Raw genomic sequence first — 18,831 nt, forward strand, 5'->3', positions numbered from 1 at the left:
GCTCTGGCCGAGCTTTGCCCGGCCTAGCACGACCTTCGTTGGTGCGTTGACGTCCTCAGACAGCTTCGCCCAGCAATACTTCCCTGACCTCGTCGGAGAACAGTTTCCTGCGGCCGGCCAGCAGCACCCATTCCGGATCGTCGCGATCCGGAGTGGCGCGTGGCATGCCGTGATCGAGCAGCGCCTGCGCGCAGCCTACCCAATCGCCGCCTTCGACCGGTTCGTTGCAGGAGGCCCATGACAGGCTTCCGGAGGCGTTGTCGCCAAAACCGTGCTGCTCGGTCCAGTCAGCGCCGTGCGCGAGCAGGAAGCGTGTCAGTCCGGCATTGCCGCGGAACACCGCATGATTGAGCGCCGACGCGTCCCAATCGCCACCGCGTACGGTGATGGGCCAGCCGAGCCTGACCATCAGCCGCACCGCATCGTCGCCGCCTGAAGCGGCGAGCTCGGGAAGCAACCGCAACTGTTGCGCTGAGAGCGAGCCCGGAAGATCGGGCCGCAAGGCCTGGATCCGACGTGCCTCGCGCTCGTTGCCGCTGCTGCATGCCGCGACGAACCGCTCGTCATCGCCAAGTGCCTCGGCGCCGTTCCGCTCTCGCAGCAGTTCGGCAACCTCGGTCAGTCCGAACTGCAAAGCGTAGCGGTAGGCGCTGAGACCGCCTGATGTCGTGATGTTCGGATCTGCGCCGGCGTCGAGCAAGGTCGCGATGCACGTCCGCGACCGCCGTCGCCGGATCGCCCACATCAGCGGCGATCCGCAATCCGTCAGCGGCGCATTGCCGGCGGGCTCGTTTGGATTGCCGCCGTGCCGCAGCAGCAATTCGAGTGCGGCCACGTTCTCGTCATCGAGCACCTTGTACATCGCATTGGTGCCGGCGATCCGCGCGCCATGCTCGAGCAGCAGGCCTGTCGTCACCGAGCCTTCGAGTGAATGGTACAGCGATTCATTGTCGTTCGGATTGGCGCCCGCTTCGAGCAACAGTTTTGTCAGTGTGAGATCGTGGTTGCGCCCGGCTGCGCCATACAGCGCCGACAGCGGATTGCTGTCGTCGGGCGCGTCGAGCGTTCCAGGCGGCCAGCGGCTGCCGATACGCTGGTCGGGATCGGCGCCGGACTGCAGCAGCAGGCGCGCGCAGCGATGCAGCTGCGGTTGATACTCCGGAATCTGCAACAGGCTGGAATGCGTGACCGCGACCAGCGGCGGCAGCTTGAGGAGACCGCCGGGACGGTTGACCCATGCCGGATCGTTGGCAGCGGTACGCCGTATCGCCTCCTCGTCGCCAACGGCGCAGGCGTGATAGGGATCATCGGCTACGAGGCCGGGATCCTCGGTGAGCATCCGCACCGCAACGCGCGGATGCGCGCGATCACTGGTGCCGCTGACATCAGCGGCATAGACCAGTTGCAGCCATCGCCGCACGCGATCGTCCCGGCTTCTGCCGTGCGGCAATTGGGCCTCGACATAACGGCGCAGGTCCGGCCATGACACGAAGCCGAGATCGCGCGCCACGCAGGACTGCGCGTCGTGCAGCCGCAGATCGAGTGCTGCAATTTGCGCGTCGCTGAGCCCGGCCGCGGCCGGAAGCGCCTCCCGGAAACGCGCGTAAGCCTCCGGCGCCTGCCGCCGGTAAAGGCGGATGAGCTCCTTGGCCTGCTTCTTCAGATGTTCGAGATTCAATCGCGCGGGCGATCGGTTCATGGCAACCTCCGTGCATCAATCGCCGATGGTCCACAAAACCGGCTGCACAAAGGCTTGGTTGGCCGCGTATTCGGTGCAAGTGGGTTCAACCCTTCCCGTGGACCCGGGCGCGGCTTGCACCGCAGCGGCAAGGATATGGGTGGCACTGCTGTCGGTCAACCCGCCGCTGCGTGACGACATCTGTGACAATTGGACGTGGCCGCGCTGCTGGCCTATAGGTCGGCGCATGCGATTGAAAACCAGCATTTGGGTCGCGGCGTATCTGCGCCGCTGCCAGACCGAGGGCGTGTTCGGCGCAGTCCGCAAGAAGGGCGCCGAAGAGGCCGGCGCCGTGTTCGTCAAGGTGGCGCTGATGGACGGCAATGCGATGCTGTATGCGCCGGCGCCGCAGACGGTCTATGACGACAGTCGTCCCGCGGAGCGGCTGTTCGTGCCGACCGCACAGCAGCCGGTGTCCGAGCCGTCAATCGAAGAGCGGTTGACCAAGGAGCTCCGCTTCGATCCCGATGCCTGGATCGTCGAGACCGAAGACCGCGCCGGGCGGCACTTCCTGGATCTGGCGAAGGGCTAGGCTCAATCTCGGCTGCTTGGGAAGCAGCCGCATTTGATCTCCGCTTGCCCCGCAACGGCGGCGCAACTGCCGACATCGCGCGACGTGGCCAAACGAAGCTGCGGTCGATCGGAGTGGTGCGCCTATGCACAGCCGTTGTCGAGCAAAGCGTAGTCCCGTTCGACAGTCCGCGACCCTAGGTACCTGGCCAAGGGTCGAGCCGTTGAGCGCATCCGCGCACTCTGGTCGCCTGTCTCTCGCGCCCCGGAAACATCCCATGTCCAGTCTAGACGTCCTGTTCAGATCCTACCGCCTGAACGCCCTCAACCTGCCGAACCGCGTCGTGATGGCTCCGATGACGCGGTCCATGTCTCCGGGCGGCGTACCCACCGCCGAGGTCGCCAGCTATTATCGCCGCCGCGCAGAGAACGGCGTCGGTCTCATCATCACGGAGGGAACAGGGGTCGGTCGTCCGGCCGCACTCAACGAGCCCGATATGCCCCGCTTCCACGGTGAGACGGCGCTCGCTGGATGGAAGAAAGTGGTGGACGAGGTTCACGCGGCAGGTGGGCGCATCGCGCCGCAGCTGGTCCATGTCGGGCATAAGCTGTCGAACGCAGCGCCGGACTGGACACCCACGGCGCCTTATGAAAGTCCCTCGGGGCTTTCAGTGACAGGTGAGCGCGTCAATCAACCGATGAGCGAGGCCGACGTGGCCGACATCATCGATGCCTTCGCGAAGGCAGCGATGGATGCCGAGCGACTTGGCTTCGACGGGATAGAGCTGATGGCGGCGCACGGCTATCTCATCAATCAGTTCTTCTACGACCATCTCAACTTGCGCGACGACGAATACGGCGGCTCGACGCTCGTCGAGCGTTCTCGCTTCGTGGTCGAGATTCTGAACGCAATCCGGTCGGTGGTGAGCTCGGGCTTCCCGGTGATTCTCCGCCTCTCACAATGGAAGCCGAAAGACTTCAGTGCACGGCTGGCCGCGACGCCGAAGGCGCTGGAACAGTGGCTTTCCGTCCTTGTCGACGCTGGTGCGGATGCCCTCCACCTCTCGCAACCCAAGTTCTGGCAGCCCGCTTTCCCTGAGATCGATCGGGAGCTGAACCTTGCCGGCTGGGCGAAGAAGCTCACGGGAGTCACCGCGATAACCGTTGGCGCCGTCGGTCTGTCTGGTGACGTCTACGCATCTCTTGCGGGCGAGAGCGCCCAATCCACGTCGCTCGATGGGCTGCTCACGCGGCTGGAACGCGGCGAGTTCGATCTGGTCGCGGTCGGACGCGCGTTGCTGCAGGATGCCGCCTGGCTTGAGAAAGTGCGGCAAGGTCGCGAGACCGCCGAGTTCACGCCGGCTGCGTTCGCCACCCTGAGTTAACCAGCGGGGGCGGGGCGCCGCGACAAGCTTGCCGCGCCGACAAGTCCGCGCATGCCCCGAACAAAGCTAAACGCGATGGTCGCGCCTTAGCTGCCGGATTTCTGGTTGCGGATGGCGGGCGCGCTGCCGGGCTGCACCGCGGGGCGCGTCTGCGATGGCGTCGCACGCACGCGATGGCGTTCGTCGTCATAGAGCGACGAGCGATACTTGTTGCGCGCCACCGCCATGGTCGAGCCGCGCCACGCCGCCAGCATGACCAGCGCCGAGCGCTCGCTGAGGCGATCGTAGAGCCGCGACAGCCGGTAGACATAGTTGACCGACGAGCCGGCTTGCGGATTGAGGAACATCAGGATCCGCTGGAACGCGGCGCTCGACACCTCAAGCGCCCGCATCGCGCAGGCAAGCGGCTCGCCGCCGGGATCGTTGACGACCTCTGCGGCGATCCGCGACGGCAGGATCAATGCCTCGCCGAGCTCGCGCGTGAAGTTGTCGACGTCCTCGGCAAACGCCGCCATCTCGAGGATATGGATCGCGCGCGCGGCGCGGGCGGCCGGAATCCGCGCCGCGGCCTTCAGCGGCGTCTCCTGCAGATTGTGCAGGATCTGCGCGCGCTCCTTGGCGTTGGCGGCAAAGAACATGTCGGAGATTTCGGCGGCATCGTTCGGCCGCATCGCAAGGCTCGCGGCCATCCGCAGTTCGGCCTCGGTCGGGATCCTGGCCGGCAGTGCGGATGGTGCAGGTGTGGCAATCGGCGCGGCTGCCGGTACCGGCTGGCCAGGTTCGGCGCGGCGCAGGCCGAGCTTGTCCATGATCCTGGCGGGCGTGGCCGGATAGATCGCAAGCCGCGCGCGGACCGCGGCGCGGGTGGCGTCGTCGACCTCGTCGATCAGGCGCGACGTCAGTTCGACGAACTGGCGCTCCTCATCGGCGGAATGCGCGCTCGCCTGCACATAGAGGTCAGTCAGGACGCGCAGCAGGGTCGGGCGGATATCGACGCCCTCGCGGCGGGAGAGCGTCATCAGCCCATCGAAACCAGGAAATAACGGAGCTGCGCTCATCTCGGGCGTACGCGACTTGCCAGTAAGATTCGGTTTGAAAACCCTGTAACGGCGAGCCTACGCAGGCTGTTTTAAGACGCAGTTAAGGAAAACAAGCCGTGAAGCCAAACGCTCGAGTTTGCCCGTGTCTATTAAGGCACAGCGCCATATCCGTAACCGTCCGTATCGGCAGCTTAAGATGTCATTAACCATGCCCGTTCTTAACTCGGCGTGCGCGGGGCAAATCATGTCCGTGCGGGGCCAGAGAGAACGGAACATGGGCACCATCGTTGAGTTTCCGGCGGATGCGGCTGCACGGCGGCCGAGTGTTGTCGGTGCTGCCGGCGAAGGCATGGGGACCGTGCTGATCCTTCCCGTCGTCCGGATCGAGCGAACGACGGAGGAGACCGGCGGTGGTCGCGGGCCGGAGCAGGGCACTGCGCAGGGCCGCCGTCGCCGACGTCGCTCCTGATCGCGGACATCGTGCAATGCCGCAGCTCGTGCAGCGGACCGCCGCCTGGCGGTCACTTCCGGCGCTGATCCTGCTATTGGGGGGCTCGGCGCTCGCGGGCTGCAGCGGTGGCGATTTCGGCCGCACCCGGGCCGATTTCCGCAACGACGACATGCATCGCTGGATCGGCGCCGAGGCGACCGGAAGCGTCGGCAAGAACGCCTCGCAATTCCAGCTCACCGAGCACGAACGCCAGCTGCGCGATCTCGCTTATCAGTTCATCGAGCCGCCGCTGTCGCGTCCGGCGTGGAAGAGCGTGTTCGGCGACTACCAGCCGCTGCCCGCACCATGGCGGCAGAACGTGGTGTTCGATCGCACGATGTATGGGCGCAATCTGATCGACGAGCCGCATCGCTCGTTCGCCTCGCGCTATTCACTGCTGATCGACGAGGTGCGCGACGACATCACCCGCTTCGAGCCGTTCTTCGCCACCGCGGCCCAGGTGATCGAACTCGACCGCAAGCGCAGTGCCAGCCTCAAGATGATTGCCGACGTGTCGCCGAAGGAGCGGGCTGATGCGATCGCGCGGATGGAAGAGAACACGCTGATCGTGCAGTGGGTCCAGCAGAGCCTGGAGCGGCGGATTGCGTCCTATCGCTGGGCGCTGGAGCGGTTGGTGATTCAGGCGCCTGACGGCATGGCCGCCGATGCCGAACGCCAGATCAACGAGCTCGCCCGGCTCACCGCCAATTCGCCGCTGATCTCCGCGCCGGTCGCGGGCCATGCCGTGGTGACCAAGGGCTAGGCCCGCTTCATCTTCCTCGCTGTCGACTTGGCACGGCGGCTGCTTGGTTGCCGCGGCAGGCTGGCAATGAACGCCTTCAGCGCATCGGATGGCGGCTGCGCCGAGGGATAGGCGAGCCCGACCTGGCGTGTCACCTCGACATCGATCGCGCGCATCGCGACATCGGGATTGCCGCGCGCCACACCTTCGGGGACGATCGCGACGCCGACCCCGGCCGCAACCAGTGCCATCGCCCATTCCTCGGATTCCGCGATTGCCACCGGCTCGCGCGGCGGCGAGGTGCGCTTGAAGAACTCCTGCTGCTCGCAATGGCAGCGGTCGATCATCGGAACGCCGGCGAAGTCGGTGGTTCGCAGCATCTCCTTCAGCGTCAAAGGATGCGACGGCGGCAGTGCCGCAACATAGCGCTCGCTCCAGAGCGGGATGAAGTGTTCGCCGGCGCCGACCACGGTCTTGGCGACGATTCGCGCGTCCGCCTTGTCGTTGGCGCCGACCAGCCGGAGCGCGAGGTCGGCATTGCCGGTCAGCGGCTTCAGCAACGCGACCGTCCGCGCCTGATCGAGCGTTCGCAACAGGCCGAGCGTCAGCGCCTGCTTTGTTGCAGGTTTGCGAAACAGGTTTCGCGCCGCATCCGCCTCGTCGATGATCCTGCGGGCGATGCCGTGAAACTGTGCGGCCGACTCCGTCGGCGCCATGCCCTTCTTGTGCCGGATGAACAGCGTGGTGCCGAGCTCGGCCTCGAGATTGGTGATCGCCGCCGAGATCGACGGCTGCGAGATGAAGCAGCGCTTTGCCGCAGCGGTCAGGTTGCGCTCGCGGTAGACCGCGGCGAAGTAGCGGAGCTCGCGGATATCCATAGGTGTATCCTATCATATAGATAGAAAGACAATATTTTACCTATGGAATAACGAATGGCAAGTCTGCCTCGGCTCCAGCGGAGGACGGTCATGCGCATCCATCATCTCAACACCGGCACGATGTGCCCGATCGGCAAGCGGCTCGTGAACGGCAGCGGCAGCATCTTCCAGCGGGCGCGAATGGTCTGTCACTGCCTGTTGGTCGAGAGCAATCAGGGCCTCGTGCTGGTCGACACCGGCATCGGGCTCGACGACATCGGCAACCCGCCGCGGCTCGGGCGCAAATGGGTGCGGCAGACCACGCCGCGGCTCGATCCGGCCGAGACCGCTGTCCAGCAGGTGAAGGCGCTGGGTTTCTCGCCTGGTGATGTGCGGCACGTGCTGTTGACGCATCTCGATCGCGACCATGCCGGCGGCGTGCCGGACTTTCCGAAGGCCAAGGTGCATGTCCATCGCAAGGAATACGATATGGCTGTGATGCATCAGGTCGCACCGCCGGTGGGACGCTACATCACGGCGCAGTGGCAGCACGGCCCGGACTGGGCGTTCTACGGCGCTGATGGCGAGGACTGGTTCGGCTTCAAGGGCGTGCGCGCGCTCGGTGATCGCGAGCCGGACATTCTGATGGTCCCGCTGCACGGCCACACGCTCGGCCATTGCGGCATCGCGGTGTGCGACAAGGGCAAGTGGCTGCTGCACGCCGGCGATGCCTATTTCCATCACGCGCAGCTCGATGCAAGGCCGCGGATCCCGCTGGTGCTCGGCATGTTCCAGCGCAAGGCGGACATGGATCGCGCGACGCGGATCCAGAACCAGGAACGGCTGCGGCAATTGAAGGCCGCACATGGCGCTGACGTCACGATCGTCAACAGCCACGATCCCGTCGACTACGAGACCTGCCGCTGCGGAAGGCACCTGGCATTAGCAAGCTAGCGCTTGCGTGCTGCAGGTGGTGGTGTCGGAGTGGGCGGGGGTGGCGGCGGGGCTTCCTGCTTCGCTGCGACCGGCTCGGCCTGCACCTTGCACGAGGAGGCGGCGAGCGAGGCTTGCGCCTGCGGCATCAGGCCGGGCTCCGGCGCCAGCGCCTTCAACAGGATCAGCCCGGTCGAGGTCGGCGAGTCGATGATCAGCCGGTCGGCCGCGGTGACTTCCTCGTCCTCGGGCAGATCGTTGTGCTGCGCCTCGGTCATCAGGTCGAGCTCGATCACCTTCTTGCCGGCGGAGCGGTCGTTGATCGCGTAATAGGCGACCTCGTTGCGGGTGTAGAACGACACCGAGGTGTAGGCTTGGCTGACCGGCACGGTCAGCTTGAGCGGCCCGGTGGAGAGATCGTAGCGGCAGATCGCCACCGCGAAGGCCGGATCCATCAGCGGCATCGGCGCGTGGCTCGGGTCGGCGAGCGGCAGCTGCGTCACCTCGTTGAGCTTGGTCATCGGTGTCAGCCGCGAATAGGCGTCCTGCGAGGCGATCCGCGGCAGCGCCAGCACGCTGACGAGATGCACCACGCCGCCGAGCAGCACGCCTGCAAGGATGGTGAGCAGCACGCGGATCATGGGCAGCCCGTCGTTGCGATCGAGGGCATCGGTGCGTCGCGCTGGGTGCGGGTCGCAACCCCAACCGGCGTGTCGTACAGCCGCAGCATCAGCGCGTAGCGCTCGATGCCGCCGGTCGGCAGCCAGTTGCCGGCGCGAGAGCGTGAGGCGATGTGGATCTCGAACGTGCCGTCGGAGGCGCGCATGATCTCCTGGCTGGTGAAGCCGTAGCGTTGCAGCGAATTGGCGACGAGGTGGCCCTTGCGGTCGAACAGGGTCAGCGTCCAGAACCGCGCCGCCGGGGTGACGCCGCTGACCACGATGTCGCAGCGGCCGTCGAGCGGCTTGTTCTTGTCGTCGGTGGTTGCCGAGAACGCGATGCCGTCGCCGGTGCCGATCGGCAGCTCGCCGCTGCGTGCGATGGTGGCACGCGAATAGGGATCGACGTCGGAGGTGCCGTTCTTCGGCCGCGCGGTCCAGGCGCCGATCTTCAGCGTGCCGAGATCGGTGCCGCGCGTCGCAGTCGCATAGGTCAGACCGAGGCCGACAGCGGTGGCGATCACGAGAGCCAGCAAAGTGGTGAGGAGGAGCCGCACGTCAGTTCTTGCGTGGCACTGCAGGTGTCGCGCCGTCCGCCCCGGCCGCGGCAACGTAATTTTCGGGGAACGCCAGCGCGCTCGAGGACTCCGCCTTGCCGGTCTTCGAGGGCTCGTTCAGCGTGGTCTTGCCGGCGGTCCTGGCGGCATCGTCGAGCAGCTTCTCGACCCGCACCAGGACATCCGCGCCGCGTTTGGTCAGCACCGGCGGCGGGCCGGGTTTGGTCTCCAGCACGCGCGGCGCCGCGTTGGCCTGGGCATTGGCCTGCGCCTGCGGCAGCTTCTGGCCCATGCCGACGCCGGTGAGCTCGCGGACTTCCACGCCCTGATGCGCAGCAATCATGATGTCGTGCCAGGTCTGCGCCGGCAGCGAACCGCCGGTCATGCGGTTGGTCGGCGAATAGTCGTCATTGCCGTACCACACCGCACAGGTGAAGTTGCCGGTGTAGCCGACGAACCAGGCGTCGCGATAGGCGTTCGTGGTGCCGGTCTTGCCCGCGGTCGGAATGCCGTCGAGCGCGGCGCGGCGCGCGGTGCCTTCGCTGACCACGTGGCTCATCATGCCGGCCATGTCGGCGGCAATGTTCGGCGGGATCGCCTGCCGCGGCTTCGGACCGTCGCGGTCCCAACGCCAGACCAGATCGCCGGCGCCGGTGCGCACCTCGAGCACCGCATGCGGCGTCACCGCCTTGCCGCGGTTCGGGAAGGTCGCATAGGCGACCGCGTGCTCCAGCACGGTGACTTCGTCGGAGCCGATCGGCATCGACGGCGTATCGGGCAACGGCGCCGTCAGGCCAAAGCGCCGTGCGACCTCGACGATCGCGGCGCGGCCGAACTTGGCCGGATTGGGCGCCTTCGGCTGCAGCTTCTGGCCGATCGCAATCGACAGCTTCACCGGGATGACGTTGATCGAATTCGTGATCGCCTGCGTCAGCGTGATCAGGCCGGAATAGGAGTGGCCATAGTTCTGCGGGCACCAATTGCCGATGCAGACCGGACCATCGACGATCTTCGAATTGGGCGTGAAGCCGTTCAGCAGCGCCGTGGTGTAGACGTACGGCTTGAACGACGAACCGGGCTGGCGGTAGGCGTCAGTGGCGCGGTTGAACTGGCTCGATCCGTAGTCGCGTCCGCCGACCATGGCGCGAACGCCGCCGTCGAGATCGGATACCACGGTCGCGGCCTGGGTCGCGTGATAGTCGCGACCGAACTGGCGGAGCTGGTTCTCGATCGCTTCCTCGGCCGCGTGCTGCACGTTCATATCGATCGCGGTGCGGACCACGAAGACGCGCTCGGTGTAGGATTTCGGGAAGGTGTCGACCAGCTTGCGCATCTCGTCGAAGGCGTAGTCGAGATAGTAGTTCGGCGAATTCTCGTCGCGCCGGTCGACCGCGACCGCGGGATTGCGGCGGGCGCCGAACACCTGGCCCTCGGTCATGAAACCGGCGTCGACGAGGTTGTCGAGCACGACGTTGGCGCGGGCGCGCGCCGCGGGCAGGTTGATGTGCGGGGCGTATTTGGTCGGCGCCTTGAACAGGCCGGCGAGCATCGCGGCTTCCGCGAGGTTCACGTCGCGCACCGACTTGTTGAAGTAGAAGTGCGCGGCGCCGTCGACGCCGAAGGTGCCGCCGCCCATATAGGCGCGATCGAGATAGAGCTTCAGGATCTCGTTCTTGGTCAGCCGCGTCTCGAGCCAAATCGCAAGGAAGGCTTCCTTCACCTTGCGCTCGATGGTGCGCTCATTGTTCAGGAACAGGTTCTTGGCGAGCTGCTGGGTGATCGACGAACCGCCCTGGCGGACGCCGCCGGCCTGCGCGTTGGTAACGAGCGCGCGGGCGAGGCCCGGCACGTCGATGCCGAAATGGTCGTAGAAGCGGCGGTCTTCGGTGGCGAGCGTCGCCTTGATCAGATTGTCCGGAAAGTCTTCCAGCGGGATCGAGTCATTGTGCTTGATGCCGCGGCTGCCGATCGGGTTGCCATAACGGTCGAGGAACGTCACCGCGAGGTCGGACTTCTTCAGCCAGTCCTCGTCGGCGGTTTCGCGGAAAGCGGGGATCGCGAGCGTCAGCAGCAGGATCATGCCGCCGAGCCCAAGGGTTGCGGCTTCCGACAGCGGCTCGATGAACACCCAGCGCTTCCAGCGGCCGACATAGAAGCGGTCCATGAAGGTGGAATAGCGCTCGTAGAGCTCGCGCAGGCCCTTGCCCGACGAGAACAGCGTCGAGTCGATACGCGCATCGAGATCCAGGAAGAAATTCCGGACCTTCTGTTTCCAATGCGACGGCATGATCTGAAAGGACCGACCCTTGATCAGTTTGACAGCACTGCGGGCGCCCAAACGGGCACAGGCCAGCGTCTTGCTTCGATGTTGCGGCAATCCCAAGGCGCTTTTGCGTCGTTGGGGACTCGTTCCACGTTCTATCCGAGCGGCTGCCATAAACCAATGGCGCGGCTGATGAATTTAATGAAAGGCCTAACGCTGCCCACCGGCTTTTGCGACCCCGTAGGAGCACCCCCTTGCGGAGGCGGCGCCGGCGTCCCAAGAAAGAGCGGCACCGCCAATCAGGGATAGCATGACCGCACCGCCCAAGCGCCCGTCGGACCAGGAGGGATTCTTCTGGAAAACCAAGACGTTGGAAGAGATGTCCAACGCCGAATGGGAGAGCCTGTGTGACGGCTGCGCCCGCTGTTGCCTCGAGAAGCTCGAGGACGAGGACACCGGGAAGATCTACTTCACCCACATCTCCTGCAAGCTGCTCGATTCGGGCCTGTGCACCTGCAAGGACTATGTGAACCGCTCCGACCAGGTGCCGGATTGCGTCCGTCTGACGCCGGAGAATGTCCGGACCCTGAACTGGCTGCCGCCGAGCTGCGGCTACCGGCTCGTGGCCGAGGGGCGGGACCTCTATTGGTGGCATCCGCTGATCTCGGGCGATCCCAACACCGTCCATGAAGCCGGGGTCTCGGTACGTGGTCGGGTCGAGGGCACCGAGATCGACGTCAACGACGCCGATCTCGAGGATCATATTGTGCGCTGGCCGGGTCTGCTGCCGAAGCGGGCACAATTGAAGAAGCGGCCGAAGGTGCTCGGCAAGCCGACCAAAGCGTGACGTCGCCGCCGCGTTCGCGATCACGTCATCGCGAGAACGCTGCCGCGGGATGCACCCATGCGCTGGGGTGCCTGCCTCAGCAGGCCATTGCTGCATAGAGTGCAAAGCAGAGAATGATTCCATCGCGGGACGCGCCCGCGCAGCAGCATTACGCCCCAAATGAACAAGTATGAACGGCAGAGCCGTTTTCCTGCCGACCAATCGACGTTGCCTGACGACATTGCCGAAGAGCTGTCTCACCTTCCAAGCGAGGTGATCGAACTCAGCGACGCGCCGCCGCTGGCGCCGCCGGCAGCGCTCAATCCGGATGAAGTCCGCACCATCGTCATCAGCCTGATGCTGACGATGTTCCTGGCCGCGCTCGACCAGACCATTGTCGCGACCGCGCTGCCGACGATCGGGCGCCAGTTTCACGACGTCACCAATCTCTCCTGGGTGATCACGGCCTATCTGCTCGCGTCCACCGCGGTGGCACCGGTGTTCGGCACGCTGAGCGACATCTATGGCCGCCGCGTCATGATCATCACTTCGCTGAGCCTGTTCGTCGTCGGCTCGGTGCTGTGCGCGATCGCGCCCAGCATGACCATGCTGATCATTGCCCGCGGCCTGCAAGGGCTCGGCGGCGGCGGCATCATGCCCGTGGTCCAGACCGTGATCTCCGACGTGGTGACCCCGCGCGAGCGCGGCCGCTACCAGGCCTATTTCTCCAGCGTCTGGATGGCCGGTGGCATCCTCGGCCCGGTGGTCGGCGGCGTGTTCGCCGAGCACCTGCACTGGTCGATGATTTTCTGGATCAACCTGCCGCTCGCAGCCGCCGCGCTGGCCCTGCTGCTGCCGAAGATGAGCAAGATCCCGGTGTTCCACCGCAAGCGCAAGGTCGACTGGCTCGGCGGCGTGCTGCTGATGGCCTCGGCCGTGGTGCTGATGCTGGTGCTGACCTGGGGCGGCACGCGGCTGTCCTGGCTGTCGCCGACCATCACCGCGATGATCGGCACCTCGATCGCGCTCGCCGGCGCCTTCGTCTGGCATGCGCGCCGGGCCGATGAGCCGTTCCTGCCGTTGTCGCTGCTCGGCGGCTCCGTGGTGCCGTTCGCGATGGGCGCGGGCGGCTGTGCGCTCGGCGCCATGGTCGGGCTCACGGTGCACCTGCCGCTGTATTACGAGGTGGTCTATCACCTCACCGCCAGCGAGGCCGGCCTTGCGCTGATCCCGCTCGCGGCGATCTCGACCTTTGGTGCGGCGATCGCCGGCCGGACCATGGCGAAGGCCAAGCACTACAAGCGCGTCGCCATCGTCGGCACCTCGGTGGCCGCGATCTGTGCCGTCGGCATGGCGGTGACGACGCTGCCGCTGTGGGGATTGTTGCTTCTGATGAGCGTGTTCGCGCTCGGGCTCGGCACTACGTTCCCGATCAGCGTGGTGTCATTGCAGAATTCGGTGGCGCGGCCGCAGGTCGGCACCGTGACCGGCGCGATGAACTTCTTCCGCGCCATGATGGCCTCGTTCACGGTCGCCGCCTTCACCACGATCCTGCTGATGACGCTCGGGACCGACATCTCGCTCGCCGGCGAGCATCACGCCGCCTCCGCCGGCACCGTCAGCGCGATCCCGATGGCCGACATGATCACCGCATTCCGCTATGTGTTCGGCGCCGCCGCCGTGCTGCTGACCACCGCGTCGATCTGCATGATCACGATGGAAGAGCGCCCGCTCGCTGGCCCCGCCACGCGGCCGCCGGCCGAGATGGCGGAGTAGGGCAGTCGCCCCATACACCGCTGTCGTCCCGGCGAAGGCCGGGACCCATACCCCGCGGCGGATGTTGTGAATGGGACTCGTCGTTCCAACATCGCGCAACAATCAGCACCGTGGTTATGGGTCCCTGCTCCCGTGCGCAATTGCGCACTAGGCAGGGACGACACCGAGTTTGTTGCGCGGCCCGCGGCACCCCACCACTTTTATTCCCGCACTGCCTGATCTTTGTTCAGCCGCAAGCGACCGACCCACTACTTTAGTTGCCGTCCAAGCATGGCGATCTGCGCGCAGTTTCACTTGCTGCGCATTTTGTCGCGGCTATAGTCCGGCCCCAAGAGCTCGAAGCAGCCGAACAAAAACACAACGAGGAGAGAAACAGGGTGAAAAAGACTTCGCGACTGCCATTTCATGCGATGCAGCAATTCGCCGGAGCAGCCGCTTTGGGCCTTGTGGCGCTCGCGCCCGGTGGCGCGCAGGCCGCTGACACCCTCAAGATCGGCGTGATCGCCGAGGCACAGGCGATCGCCGGTGCGTCGATCCCGCAGGCCGCGCAGCTAGCCGCCGACGAGATCAACGCCAAGGGCGGCATCGACGGCCGCAAGATCGAGATCGTCTCCTACGACAATCACTCATCCTCGGCGGATTCGGTGCGCGCATTCCAGCGCGCGGTCAACGAGGACAAGGTCAACGTCGTCATATCGAGCTACATCAGCGAAGTGGTGCTGGCGCTCGAGCCCTGGGCCTCGCGCCTGAAGACGCCGTTCGTGACGCCGGGTGCGGCTTCCAACGAGATCAGCAAGAGCGTCCACGCCGATTACGAGAAGAACAAGTACACCTTCCACGGCTATCTGACCTCGGCGGCGCTGGCGCTGTCGGTCTGCGACGCCGCCAAGGAACTCCTGGTCGATCAGAAGCACATGAAGACCGCGGTCATCATGAGCGAGGACGCAGCCTGGACCAAGCCGCTCGACGTCGGCTACGAGGAGTGCCTGCCCAAGATCGGGCTCAAGGTCGTCGACCATATCCGCTTCTCGCCCGACACCACCGACTTCACGCCGATCTTCAACAAGGTCGAAGCCGCCAAACCCGACGTGATCATCACCGGCATCTCGCATGTCGGCGTGCAGCCGACGGTGCAGTGGAAGAACCAGCAGGTGCCGATCCCGATGTTCGGCATTTCCTCGCAGGCCACCAACGAGACCTTCGGCAAGGATACCAACGACGCGGCCGAAGGCGTGCTGTATCAGGGCGTGTCGGGACCGAACGTCGCGGTGACGCCGAAGTCGGTGCCGTTCGCGGAAGACTTCAAGAAGCGCTACGGCAACTATCCGTCCTATGCCGGCTACACCGCCTATGACGAAGTCTACTACATCGCGGATGCGGTGAAGCGCGCCGGCTCGGTCGAGGCCGACAAGATGGTCGATGCGCTGGAGAAGACCGATTGGGAAGGCACCATCGGACGCGTCCAGTTCTACGGCAAGGATGATCCGTTCACCCATTCGATCAAGTACGGCAAGGGCCTGATCACCGGACTGATGCTGCAGTGGCAGGGCGGCAAGCAGGTCGCGGTCTGGCCCAAGGAGGTCGCCAAGAGCGAGCTCAAGTTCCCGAGCTTCATCAAGCTCACCACCAACTGACTGATGACAATGCTCCCGGGCCGGTCCCGGGAGCATCCGCATTCAGTTCCGCGTCCTCCACAACAGGCAGCTCTGCTGCCGCGGCCGATATGAGATGCTTGCCTTACAAATCCTGATCGATGGCTTTGCCATCAGTGCGCTCTATGCGCTCGGCGCCACCGGCTTCACCCTGATCTTCGGTGTCTCCGGCGTTCTCAACCTCTCCCACGGCGCCATCATGGTGGCCGCAGCAGTCGCGGCCTGGGCCGCGGCCAGCGTGCTGCACCTCGACATCTACACCGGTGCGCTGTTCGGTGTCGGCGTGGCGCTGATCGTGTCGTTCGCGACCTATTTTGTGGTCGTCAAGCCGATCCAGAACTCCACACGGATCCCCAACGAGGAAAAGGAAATCTTCGTCCTCACCGGCACGTTGCTCTGGGGCATCATGATCCAGGAGCTGATCGCCTATTTCTTCACCAACAACGCCAAGACGGTGCTGCCGATCGTCGAGGGCGTCGTCGATATCTTCGGCAACCGCACCCCGCGCAACAACATCTTCACCGCGCTGGTGTGCTGCCTCGTGATCGGCCTGCTGTGGCTGCTGGTGAACCGGACACGGACCGGCAAGGCGGTGCTGGCGGCCTCGATGAACCCGCGTGGCGTCACGTTGCTCGGGCTCGAGCTTACCCAGATCTACATCGTGGTGTGGGGCATCTACGGCATCCTCGCCGGCATCGCCGGCGTCCTGCTCGGCATGTTCCTCGGCGTCAGCTCCTACAGCGTCGGGCCGCTGACCGCGAGCGCGTTCTCGATCGTGGTGCTCGGCGGCCTCGGCAGCGTCTCGGGCTCGCTGATCGCGGCCTTCGTGGTCGGCTATCTCGAGACTATCACCGCCTACATGATCTCACCGGCCTACCGCACCATCCCGGCGCTGCTGCTCTTGGTGTTCGTGATGTATATCCGGCCCCAGGGCCTGTTGGGGAGGCGCTGAGATGGCCAATTTCTTCTCCTCGCGCCTGTTCTTCATTTCGCTGGTCTGCGTGGTGGTCGCCGCGACGCTGCCGCTCTACGTCTCCGGCTACATCCTCGGCCTGCTCACCGTCGCGTTCTATTTCGGCGTGTTCGCGATGGCCTGGGACCTCTTGTTCGGCTTCGCCGGCGAGGTCAATTTCGGGCCGACCTTCCTGATCGGCACCGGCGCCTACACCGCAGGCATCCTCAACAACCAGTATGGCTGGTCGGTCTATGTCTGCATCCTGCTCGGCGCGCTGGCCTCCGTCGTTGCGGGCTTCGTGCTGGCGCTGCCGGCGCTGCGGGTGAGGGGGCCGTATTTCGGCCTCACCACGCTGGTCGCGGTCTTGATGCTGCAGAACTTCGTCGTGGTGTTCGCCGATCTGACCGGCGGCGAGATCGGGCTGACGATCCCTGACGTCATCACCATCAATGCTGGCGTCAATTACTGGATCGCGCTCGGCTTCATGACCGTCAGCGCAGCTATTCTTTACGGCTTGTCGCAATCGCCGGTCGGACTCGTGCTGCAGGCGAGCGGGCAGGATCCGGTGCAGGCCGGCGCGCTCGGCTTCAACATCGTCAAGCACAAGCTCGCGGCGTTCATCGTCAGTGCGTTCTTCTCAGGGCTGTCCGGGGCGCTTTTGGTGTTCTACTTCGGCACCGCCTCGGTCGGTACCGTGGTCGACGTCGCGGTCGGCGTGAACGTGATCGTCTCCGCCGTGCTCGGCGGCCGGCGCACCGTGCTAGGGGCCGCGCTGGGCGCGATCTTCCTGATCGTGGCCGGCGAGTTCCTGCGCCCGACCGGCGAGCTTGCGACCTTCATCGTCTCGGCGGTGGCGCTGCTCGTCGTCCTGTTCTTCCCCGGCGGTTTCCTCGGAGCGGCCCTGTCACGCGAGGCGCGCTCCTAAATGGATCAGACTGTGACCACAGCAACGCTCACCGTTCGTGGACTGACCAAGAGATTCGGCGGCCTGACCGCGGTGAAGAACCTCTCGTTCGACCTGCATCCCGGCGAGATCCTCGGCCTGATCGGGCCGAACGGCTCCGGGAAATCAACCGCGATGAAGAGCGTGATGGGCATCGAGCGCCCGACCGCGGGCGAGGTGATCTTCGAGGGCGAGAACGTCGCTGGTCTCCCCGCGCACAAGATCGCGCGCAAGGGCTTCGGCATGGTGTTTCAGCACTCGCGGCCGCTGAATCGGCAGACCGTGCTGGAGAACATCATGGTCGCGCTGCTGCCCGACAGCCTGTTCATGCTGTTTCCCGACAAGGCGCTGACCGAGCGCGCCAAGTGGATCGCTGAGCGCGTCGGCTTGGGCGCGGTGATGGATCGCCGTCCGCCGACGCTGCCGTTTGCCGATCTGCGCCGGCTCGAGCTCGCGAAAGCGATCGCACGTGACCCGAAAGTGGTGCTGGTCGACGAACCGTTCGCGGGTCTCACCAGCGCCGAGGTCGGCATGTTCTCTGCCCTGATCCGCAGCTTCCGCGACGAAGGGCGCGCGGTGATGCTGGTCGACCACAACGTCAAGAGCGTCGCGGCGATGGTCGACCGCGTGCTCGCGATGTATCTCGGCGAGGAGATCACGACCGGCCGTGCCGAGGACGTGATGAAGAACGAGACCGTGCGGCGGGTCTATCTCGGCGGCGCGATCGAAACCCATGCGCGGCCCGAGACCTCGTTCAAGGACAAGGTGCCCTTGTTGCAGGTCGAGAATGTCAGCGTGCATTACGGCAAGGCGCAGGCACTGGAGAACGTCTCGATCCACGTCCATGAAGGCGAGTTCGTCTCCGTCGTCGGCCTCAACGGCGCCGGCAAGACCACGCTGTTCAACACCATCTCGGGCTTCCTGCCTTACACCGGCGAGATCCTGCGCGGCGGCGAGAAGTTGCGCGGCACGGGACCTGCCAAGATCGCCCGCTCGGGCCTCGTGCAGTGTCCGGAATCGCGCGAGCTGTTCGGCGAGATGACGGTGCGGGAAAACCTCGATCTCGGCGGCCAGCATCTCGACGATGCGGCGCGGGCGAAACAGCTCGCCTGGCTGTTCGAGCTGTTCCCGATCCTGAAGGAACGGCAAGGCCAGATGGCGCAGACGCTGTCCGGCGGCGAGCAGCAGATGCTGGCGATCGGTCGTGCGCTGATGATGCAGCCGCAGATCCTGATCCTCGACGAGCCGACGCTGGGCCTGGCGCCCGTCATCCTCGAACTGCTGTCGAAGGCGCTGGAGAAACTGCGCCAGACCACCAAGATCACGGTGCTGCTCGGCGAGCAGAACGTGACATTTGCGCTTCCACATGCCGACCGCGTCTATGTGCTGGAGCACGCGCGGATCGTCTGGGAGGGCGATCCGGGCCGGTTCGCCGCGGAGGCCGGCAAGGATTTTCTCTGACGTTCGACGATTTAAAAACAAGAAAGCAAAGCAAGGGAGATCAT

General features: G+C 65.3%; 17 protein-coding genes. 11 read left to right on the forward strand and 6 right to left on the reverse strand.

The window, feature by feature from the left end; all coding sequences use genetic code 11:
- Window positions 1-55: 55 nt before the first annotated feature.
- The gene (locus JQ616_RS24545) at window positions 56-1,699 is read right to left on the reverse strand and encodes an ankyrin repeat domain-containing protein (RefSeq protein WP_212018870.1); all 1,644 of its coding nucleotides are present in this window, start codon (window positions 1,697-1,699) and stop codon (window positions 56-58) included.
- 226 nt (window positions 1,700-1,925) lie between these two features.
- On the opposite strand from JQ616_RS24545, the gene JQ616_RS24550 reads away from it, so the two are divergent.
- Together JQ616_RS24550 and JQ616_RS24555 are read left to right on the forward strand one after the other, a co-directional pair.
- Window positions 1,926-2,270 (forward strand): DUF1491 family protein, encoded by a 345-nt coding sequence (locus JQ616_RS24550; RefSeq protein WP_212018872.1) that lies wholly within the window; start codon window positions 1,926-1,928, stop codon window positions 2,268-2,270.
- Between the two features lie 256 nt (window positions 2,271-2,526).
- Entirely contained in the window at window positions 2,527-3,633 is a 1,107-nt protein-coding gene (locus tag JQ616_RS24555) for an NADH:flavin oxidoreductase (protein ID WP_212018874.1), read from the forward strand.
- A gap of 86 nt (window positions 3,634-3,719) precedes the next feature.
- Here JQ616_RS24555 and JQ616_RS24560 read toward each other — a convergent pair whose 3' ends face one another.
- The gene (locus JQ616_RS24560; protein WP_249137167.1) at window positions 3,720-4,652 is read right to left on the reverse strand and encodes a DUF2336 domain-containing protein; all 933 of its coding nucleotides are present in this window, start codon (window positions 4,650-4,652) and stop codon (window positions 3,720-3,722) included.
- Window positions 4,653-4,947: 295 nt separating this feature from the next.
- Here JQ616_RS24560 and JQ616_RS24565 point away from each other — a divergent pair, with 295 nt between their 5' ends.
- A complete protein-coding gene (locus tag JQ616_RS24565) occupies window positions 4,948-5,142 on the forward strand; it encodes a hypothetical protein (RefSeq protein WP_212018878.1) in 195 nt (64 codons plus the stop codon).
- Window positions 5,143-5,158: 16 nt separating this feature from the next.
- Complete coding sequence (locus JQ616_RS24570) at window positions 5,159-5,926, forward strand: hypothetical protein (protein WP_212018880.1); 768 nt, start codon at window positions 5,159-5,161, stop codon at window positions 5,924-5,926.
- On the opposite strand, the gene JQ616_RS24575 is transcribed toward JQ616_RS24570, so the two are convergent.
- Entirely contained in the window at window positions 5,923-6,783 is an 861-nt protein-coding gene (locus tag JQ616_RS24575; RefSeq protein ID WP_212018882.1) for a LysR family transcriptional regulator, read from the reverse strand. The genes JQ616_RS24570 and JQ616_RS24575 overlap by 4 nt on opposite strands.
- A 90-nt stretch (window positions 6,784-6,873) precedes the next feature.
- Here JQ616_RS24575 and JQ616_RS24580 point away from each other — a divergent pair, with 90 nt between their 5' ends.
- Window positions 6,874-7,716 (forward strand): MBL fold metallo-hydrolase, encoded by an 843-nt coding sequence (locus tag JQ616_RS24580; protein ID WP_212018884.1) that lies wholly within the window; start codon window positions 6,874-6,876, stop codon window positions 7,714-7,716.
- Here the strand turns inward: JQ616_RS24580 and JQ616_RS24585 are convergent.
- The 3 genes from JQ616_RS24585 to JQ616_RS24595 are packed head-to-tail and all read right to left on the reverse strand — an operon-like array spanning window position 7,713 to window position 11,198.
- Window positions 7,713-8,336, reverse strand: a complete 624-nt coding sequence (locus JQ616_RS24585; protein ID WP_212018886.1) for a DUF1254 domain-containing protein — start codon at window positions 8,334-8,336, stop codon at window positions 7,713-7,715. The genes JQ616_RS24580 and JQ616_RS24585 overlap by 4 nt on opposite strands.
- Complete coding sequence (locus tag JQ616_RS24590; RefSeq protein WP_050424324.1) at window positions 8,333-8,911, reverse strand: DUF1214 domain-containing protein; 579 nt, start codon at window positions 8,909-8,911, stop codon at window positions 8,333-8,335. Before JQ616_RS24590 ends, JQ616_RS24585 begins: the two co-directional genes overlap by 4 nt.
- A 1-nt stretch (window position 8,912) precedes the next feature.
- The gene (locus JQ616_RS24595; RefSeq protein ID WP_212018888.1) at window positions 8,913-11,198 is read right to left on the reverse strand and encodes a transglycosylase domain-containing protein; all 2,286 of its coding nucleotides are present in this window, start codon (window positions 11,196-11,198) and stop codon (window positions 8,913-8,915) included.
- A gap of 286 nt (window positions 11,199-11,484) precedes the next feature.
- On the opposite strand from JQ616_RS24595, the gene JQ616_RS24600 reads away from it, so the two are divergent.
- The 6 genes from JQ616_RS24600 to JQ616_RS24625 all read left to right on the forward strand — a co-directional run bounded on the left by JQ616_RS24600 (window position 11,485) and on the right by JQ616_RS24625 (window position 18,787).
- Window positions 11,485-12,021: a YcgN family cysteine cluster protein gene (locus JQ616_RS24600; RefSeq protein ID WP_212018890.1), complete on the forward strand. Its 537-nt coding sequence runs from the start codon at window positions 11,485-11,487 to the stop codon at window positions 12,019-12,021.
- 159 nt (window positions 12,022-12,180) lie between these two features.
- A complete protein-coding gene (locus JQ616_RS24605) occupies window positions 12,181-13,776 on the forward strand; it encodes an MDR family MFS transporter (protein WP_212018891.1) in 1,596 nt (531 codons plus the stop codon).
- Between the two features lie 410 nt (window positions 13,777-14,186).
- Window positions 14,187-15,410, forward strand: coding sequence for an ABC transporter substrate-binding protein (locus tag JQ616_RS24610; protein ID WP_212019160.1), 1,224 nt, complete (start codon window positions 14,187-14,189; stop codon window positions 15,408-15,410).
- Window positions 15,411-15,504: 94 nt separating this feature from the next.
- Window positions 15,505-16,380 carry a branched-chain amino acid ABC transporter permease gene (locus tag JQ616_RS24615; protein WP_212018893.1) on the forward strand — a complete coding sequence of 292 codons (876 nt, stop codon included), beginning with the start codon at window positions 15,505-15,507 and terminating at the stop codon, window positions 16,378-16,380.
- Window position 16,381: 1 nt separating this feature from the next.
- Window positions 16,382-17,308 carry a branched-chain amino acid ABC transporter permease gene (locus JQ616_RS24620; RefSeq protein WP_212018895.1) on the forward strand — a complete coding sequence of 309 codons (927 nt, stop codon included), beginning with the start codon at window positions 16,382-16,384 and terminating at the stop codon, window positions 17,306-17,308.
- Window positions 17,309-18,787: an ATP-binding cassette domain-containing protein gene (locus tag JQ616_RS24625; protein ID WP_212018897.1), complete on the forward strand. Its 1,479-nt coding sequence runs from the start codon at window positions 17,309-17,311 to the stop codon at window positions 18,785-18,787.
- Window positions 18,788-18,831: the final 44 nt, after the last annotated feature.

The sequence above is a fragment of the Bradyrhizobium tropiciagri genome (assembly GCF_018130545.1).
GTDB classification, from domain to species: domain Bacteria; phylum Pseudomonadota; class Alphaproteobacteria; order Rhizobiales; family Xanthobacteraceae; genus Bradyrhizobium; species Bradyrhizobium tropiciagri_A.

Excerpts from the sequence above, each read along its gene's own strand:
- JQ616_RS24545 (WP_212018870.1), bottom strand. The coding sequence starts at position 1,699 with ATGAACCGATCGCCCGCGCGATTGAATCTCGAACATCTGAAGAAGCAG.
- JQ616_RS24550 (WP_212018872.1), top strand. The coding sequence starts at position 1,926 with ATGCGATTGAAAACCAGCATTTGGGTCGCGGCGTATCTGCGCCGCTGC.
- JQ616_RS24555 (WP_212018874.1), top strand. The coding sequence starts at position 2,527 with ATGTCCAGTCTAGACGTCCTGTTCAGATCCTACCGCCTGAACGCCCTC.
- JQ616_RS24560 (WP_249137167.1), bottom strand. The coding sequence starts at position 4,652 with ATGACGCTCTCCCGCCGCGAGGGCGTCGATATCCGCCCGACCCTGCTG.
- JQ616_RS24565 (WP_212018878.1), top strand. The coding sequence starts at position 4,948 with ATGGGCACCATCGTTGAGTTTCCGGCGGATGCGGCTGCACGGCGGCCG.
- JQ616_RS24570 (WP_212018880.1), top strand. The coding sequence starts at position 5,159 with ATGCCGCAGCTCGTGCAGCGGACCGCCGCCTGGCGGTCACTTCCGGCG.
- JQ616_RS24575 (WP_212018882.1), bottom strand. The coding sequence starts at position 6,783 with ATGGATATCCGCGAGCTCCGCTACTTCGCCGCGGTCTACCGCGAGCGC.
- JQ616_RS24580 (WP_212018884.1), top strand. The coding sequence starts at position 6,874 with ATGCGCATCCATCATCTCAACACCGGCACGATGTGCCCGATCGGCAAG.
- JQ616_RS24585 (WP_212018886.1), bottom strand. The coding sequence starts at position 8,336 with ATGATCCGCGTGCTGCTCACCATCCTTGCAGGCGTGCTGCTCGGCGGC.
- JQ616_RS24595 (WP_212018888.1), bottom strand. The coding sequence starts at position 11,198 with ATGCCGTCGCATTGGAAACAGAAGGTCCGGAATTTCTTCCTGGATCTC.
- JQ616_RS24600 (WP_212018890.1), top strand. The coding sequence starts at position 11,485 with ATGACCGCACCGCCCAAGCGCCCGTCGGACCAGGAGGGATTCTTCTGG.
- JQ616_RS24605 (WP_212018891.1), top strand. The coding sequence starts at position 12,181 with ATGAACAAGTATGAACGGCAGAGCCGTTTTCCTGCCGACCAATCGACG.
- JQ616_RS24610 (WP_212019160.1), top strand. The coding sequence starts at position 14,187 with ATGCAGCAATTCGCCGGAGCAGCCGCTTTGGGCCTTGTGGCGCTCGCG.
- JQ616_RS24615 (WP_212018893.1), top strand. The coding sequence starts at position 15,505 with ATGCTTGCCTTACAAATCCTGATCGATGGCTTTGCCATCAGTGCGCTC.
- JQ616_RS24620 (WP_212018895.1), top strand. The coding sequence starts at position 16,382 with ATGGCCAATTTCTTCTCCTCGCGCCTGTTCTTCATTTCGCTGGTCTGC.
- JQ616_RS24625 (WP_212018897.1), top strand. The coding sequence starts at position 17,309 with ATGGATCAGACTGTGACCACAGCAACGCTCACCGTTCGTGGACTGACC.